The 4,803-nt window shown below is 66.3% G+C and carries 6 protein-coding genes and 1 pseudogene; all 7 read right to left on the minus strand.

Going from position 1 to position 4,803, the window contains the following annotated elements:
- Window positions 1–695 precede the first annotated feature (695 nt).
- Window positions 696–1,082 carry a hypothetical protein gene (locus ACTIAO_RS17050; RefSeq protein WP_029153809.1) on the minus strand — a complete coding sequence of 129 codons (387 nt, stop codon included), beginning with the start codon at window positions 1,080–1,082 and terminating at the stop codon, window positions 696–698.
- On the minus strand, window positions 1,079–1,294 hold the full coding sequence (locus ACTIAO_RS17055) for a hypothetical protein (protein WP_157560591.1): 216 nt from the start codon (window positions 1,292–1,294) through the stop codon (window positions 1,079–1,081). Before ACTIAO_RS17055 ends, ACTIAO_RS17050 begins: the two co-directional genes overlap by 4 nt.
- A gap of 6 nt (window positions 1,295–1,300) precedes the next feature.
- Entirely contained in the window at window positions 1,301–2,278 is a 978-nt protein-coding gene (locus tag ACTIAO_RS17060) for a M23 family metallopeptidase (protein WP_441869802.1), read from the minus strand.
- Complete coding sequence (locus ACTIAO_RS17065; protein WP_029153810.1) at window positions 2,275–3,717, minus strand: ATP/GTP-binding protein; 1,443 nt, start codon at window positions 3,715–3,717, stop codon at window positions 2,275–2,277. The genes ACTIAO_RS17060 and ACTIAO_RS17065 overlap by 4 nt, the downstream gene beginning before the upstream one ends.
- Complete coding sequence (locus ACTIAO_RS17070) at window positions 3,714–4,094, minus strand: hypothetical protein (protein ID WP_029153811.1); 381 nt, start codon at window positions 4,092–4,094, stop codon at window positions 3,714–3,716. The genes ACTIAO_RS17065 and ACTIAO_RS17070 overlap by 4 nt, the downstream gene beginning before the upstream one ends.
- On the minus strand, window positions 4,094–4,516 hold the full coding sequence (locus ACTIAO_RS17075; RefSeq protein WP_441869806.1) for a transposase: 423 nt from the start codon (window positions 4,514–4,516) through the stop codon (window positions 4,094–4,096). Before ACTIAO_RS17075 ends, ACTIAO_RS17070 begins: the two co-directional genes overlap by 1 nt.
- A gap of 54 nt (window positions 4,517–4,570) precedes the next feature.
- A pseudogene (locus tag ACTIAO_RS17080) lies at window positions 4,571–4,803 on the minus strand (IS256 family transposase); the annotation flags it as partial.

Below are 4,803 nucleotides of genomic sequence, written 5' to 3' on the forward strand. Positions count from 1 at the left end.
TCCGCATGCTTCCACCACTGGGTGGTGCGTTGACCGGTTGAGACCGCCATCGTTTGTGGTGGCCACGCCGATGATGACCGTCAACCACGCGACACGCCGAAGTGTGACCCGCCGAAACCCTCCGCCGAAACTCAATCGCACCGAAACTCGTGTGGTACGTATCCGGCGGAGTGCCGGACGGGCGTTCTCGACAGCGAATAAGCCGGTCACGGTTACGCCGGGTCATCAGTCGGACCAGTGGTGCCCTTCCCCCGCGACGGCCGTTTGACACCTACGTGTCAAGACACGTGGCGGCTTGTCGACAACGCACAAGCCGCCGTGGTGATCGTCACGGCCGGTTAGAGCTTGTGCGCGTCGTGCTCGAAGAATCATTGTCGGAGTCCCACACGCCGGCAGCTGCGAGCTCACCGTGGCGCCGGCCGGCGCGTTGTGGGGTTCCGACAGTTACGCGCGACCGTGTGCGCGACGTCGTGACCGGGCCGGTGCCGGCTGCCGGCGCACCACTCGCGCTGTGATGTCCGCTGCCGGCGCACCACTCGCGCTGTGATGTCCGCTGTCGTCGCCCTAGCTGCGCCGCGTTCGTACACGGCGCCGAGGCCCGAAAGCACTTCCAGCTCATACAGGTAGCGGGGGCGTCGACGACCGGACAGGGTTTGGCCGAGGGCATGGCGACGTGTGGGGCGCTGCGGGAAGAATTAGACGAGCTGGGAGCGTCTGCCCCAGCGGCTCTCAGCAATGAACTGCTTCTTGCGGCATCGGCGGACTTCGAGGGTGACGGTAGCTCCCTCGTCCCAAGTCTCGGGCGAGAGGTGGAAGATGCGGTGCGACTGCTCGACGTCCTCACCTACCCGGCGGTACGGGTTCGCCGCGGTCACCAGGACGATGACGGCCAGGAACAGCAGCAGCCCGCTCCCGACTAGAAACCATCCGGCGGGAGCGGGGACGTTCAGGATGCCGACGAGGTAGAGCGCACCACCGATAAGCGTCAGCGTGAGCACCGTAGCTGTTCCGCGTGCGCCGCTGCGCTTCACTTCTGCTGGCACCCAGTCGTCGCTCGCCCAGATCTCGCTTGCGTCGTTCACGAACCGTCCTCGAGTTTTTCGGTCGGGACGAACCGCACGCGGGCTTTCTGCGCGTCGTGCCTGGCCCGCCGCTCGGCTGCCGCCCGTCGCCGCTGCCGCTCACGTGTGCGGGCGCGTAGCCGCTGGCGGGCGCGACGAGCAGCCAGGAAGGCGCCGAGCACGGCGAGCGTACTCAGCGCTCCGAGTAGGTAGCTGGCGACGTCGACGGGCACGGCCGGCTACTTCGGAAGCGGGGCGCCCACGGATGCCATGAACGTCTCGGGGTTGACGTGCTTGCCGTCCTTGATGACCTCGAAATGCAGGTGGCATCCTGCGGAGGACGTGCCTTCGTTGCCGCTGGCGGCGATCAGCTCACCTGCGGCGACTTGCTGCCCGTCCTGGACATAGATGTTCTGCTTCTTCATGTGGTAGTACTTCGTCGTAATCCCGTTGCCGTGGTCGATGGTGACGACCCCGCCGCCGAGGTCAGTCCACCCCTTTGTGGCGGTGCCGGCGCTTGCGGCCCAGATGGGGCTCTCACAGGTGCCGTCCGCGAGGTCCGTACCCATGTGCTGCCGGCTGCAGCCGCTCCCCCGGCAGTCTCCGAACGTTCCGGTGACCGTGCCGCGGGCGGGTACGATCCACTCCCCGCTGCCAGGTGCGCTGCAATCGCCGCTGAGCGCGTCGACGACGGCCGTAGCGTCATCGACCCAGCGCGTGTAGTGGTCGGGGTTGCTGTTGATCTGAACGCGGTGTGCGGCGTGGCTGGGGGGCATGTTCTGCCAGTCGTCGACGGCCGCGAGCCTGGTGTAGAACATCGTGGCGGCCTTGGTCGGGTTCAGCCGGTCCTCTAGGCTCCCCCACCACTCCTGCTGCTGGAACAGACCGACTGACGACGTCGGGGTGCCGTCCGGGTTCAGGACGCCGCCCGTCTCGTAGTCGCCGTAGCCGATGTTGTTCAGCGACGCCTCGCCCATAGCGGTCATCACGCCGATGATCTGCGCATCTTTGCCGAGCTGTAGCTGCGTTGCGGCATCCATGATGAGGCTGGCATTCACGAGCTGGTCGCCCTTCCAGCCCTCAATGCCCTCTGGCGGGAGCTGCGACGGGTCCACGACGCACGCTGATGCGTCGGCCCGCTGCACGGATGCGAGCACGAACGTCGTGCCGAATGCGAGCAACAGGACTGCCGCGATAACTCCCGCCAGGGTCTTCATGCGTCGTCCTGGCGCCCGTCGCCTCGCATGCCCTCGTCGGTGTCGGTCAGGCCAACCTCGATCGACGATCGCACGTGCTCCACGTGCGTCTCAGGGACGGCGCCGTACTTGAAGATGTACTGGCCGGGGGCGAGCGTCTGCAACGTCTCAGCGGTGCTGGGGTCGAAGCCGAATGTGCGCACGGCCCAGTCGGCGTCCTCCTTCCGATCCTGCCGGAAGACGTAGATGCTCTGGGCTTCGCTGATGACGGTGCGGCCGGGTGAATCGAGCGGGATATCGAGCCCCTTGTGGAACACGAACACATTGTTCAGTCCGAGTCCACGGCTGAGCTTCTGATTCGACTTCAACAGGTGAGCGGCCGGCCCCTCCACCATGTCCCAGCCTTCCTCGTTGATGCAGGTTGTCTGCCAGCCGGGATCGGTGCGGAGGCGGCCGAGCATCCACTGGTTTCCGATCGCACGGACGACGTGCGACGACGGCCCTTCATTGGGGAGCTGTGAGATATCGAAGCTGGTCAGCTTGCCGGTGAGGTCGACGCCCGCGCTTGTCTCGCCGTCGAGCAGTCCGCCGTACTCGTCGAGCAGCCCTTCCAGAGTGAAGCGGATGCCGAGGCCGGCCTGGTGTAGCCGGTCCAGCGCGTGTGCGGTCATATCGCTCTCGTCGGCCACCGACCCGAGTAGCGGGAGGATGTCGGCCAGGGTCGGCTCACGGCCTTCCTCGTGGACGGCGAGCGTCTTTTTCAGCGCCGATCGTGCCGCTTTCTCTTCCCACTCGTCGAGCTGGGCGCCGTCACGCGCAATCCGCACGATTGCGTGGAGCAGCCGGTACGTGCCGGCGGAACCGATCTGATTCACGATGAGGGGATCGAGCAGATTCAGACGGGAGCCTGAGCCTTCTGTGGTGAAGCGGATCGGCTCGCCCTGGCCCCACTTGCGCACAAGCTCGGCGTACTCGCCTTCGCCGGCACGGTTCTTCTTGTCGAAGATGACGGCTCGGCGGTAGCGAATGACCAGCGGGCGGATGACGTAGACCGTCTTGACGAAGCTCGACTTTCCGCCTCCGACGCCCCCGCACACGATCGAGTTCGGGCTAGAGATCAGCCGAGGCGTCGAGTTGTAGGCGGTGACGGGGTCATGCGTGATGATCGTGTGCGACAGCATGTCGCGGCCGTTGGCGACGCCCTGCGTACCTGTCACGGGGCCGATCAGTGCGGTGTTCAGGACGGATGCCTGTCGGGTCGTCGACGGCGCGCCTTCGAGTGCCGGCGCGTAGTACCCGCGGGCCGCCTTGCGAGCCTTCACCCTCCGCTTGGGACCGGGCAGCTCATACGGGGAGAATTCGCCGTGTGCAGCGTCGACGGGCTCCGTCGTGGCGACGTCGACGACCTCGGCCGCCTTCCGGTCGCGGCGTGAACGTCGTGGTGCTGTGGTGTCGCTCATGCGATCGCCTCCTTATCTCCGCCGCCGGCAATGAGCCGCATCGCCTTGGCGCCGAACGTCGGAACGTGCGGGCGGATGCCGCGCCCGATCGGCCAGGTGGTGCCGCTCGCGGCCGGCTGGTACGAGTCGAGCCATTCGAGCTTCTGGATGCCGACGCCATTTGCGCACAGCTCTGCCAGCTCGCGGCTGCCGGCGGCGAGCAGCTCCCGACTCTCGGCCGTGATGGTCACGAACCCGACCCAGTTGGTGCCGTGGTGGCCGCTGCCTTCGGCAAGGTCATTGCGACGTCGACGAGCTGCGTCGACCTTCACGCTTCCCTCGTCCAGCGGGATCCTGCCGCCGGACGTCTCTGCGTGCTCGGTAGCGAGGTCGGACACTAGGGCGTGTTGATCAAGTCGGTCTTGATCCAGATCAGCGCGGCTGCAAGGCAGATGCCCGCGCGGTAGTTGCGGGCGAGCTTGTCTGAACGCATCGCGATGCCGCGCCACTGCTTGAGTCGGTTGAAGCACCGCTCGACGACGTTGCGGCCCTTGTAGCGGATCTTCTGCTCGTGCCCGAAATCGATCGGCCGGCCGGGATGCTTGAGACGGTGGGCGATCTGGTCGTCGCGTTCGGGAATCGTGGCGGCGATCCCGCGGGCGCGCAGCCACGCCCGGTTCGCCTTGGAGGGGTAACCCTTGTCCGCGAGAACCCGGTCGGGTCGGGTGCGGGGTCTGCCCTTGCCTGCGCGCGGGACCCGGATGTCATCGAGCACGGCGGTCATCATGGTGGTGTCGTTCACGTTCCCACCGGTGATCACCAGAGCTTGTCAAGTTGTGTGTGTGTGTGTGTGTAAGTGGGCGGGGTCTCGGGGTTAGAGGTAGGGCTGGACGCGGTCGGGGAAGACGATCGCGAGTTGCTCGAGGGCTTTCTTCCAATTCGTGACGACCTGGCCCTCGACGAGCCGCCCGGAGGCTTTGCGCCGCTCGGCGCGGAGGCCTCGTTCCTTTTCGCGGGCGCGGGCGCGTTTGTCCTCGATGTTGCAGATCGCGAGCCAGAGCAGTTTCACGACCGCGTTGTCGTTCGGGAAGTGGCCGCGGTTCTTAG

The sequence above is a fragment of the Microbacterium sp. genome, assembly GCF_052099035.1.
Classification (GTDB): domain Bacteria; phylum Actinomycetota; class Actinomycetes; order Actinomycetales; family Microbacteriaceae; genus Microbacterium.

Coding starts and splice junctions, on each gene's coding strand:
- ACTIAO_RS17060 (WP_441869802.1), bottom strand. CDS start 2,278: ATGAAGACCCTGGCGGGAGTTATCGCGGCAGTCCTGTTGCTCGCATTC.
- ACTIAO_RS17065 (WP_029153810.1), bottom strand. CDS start 3,717: ATGAGCGACACCACAGCACCACGACGTTCACGCCGCGACCGGAAGGCG.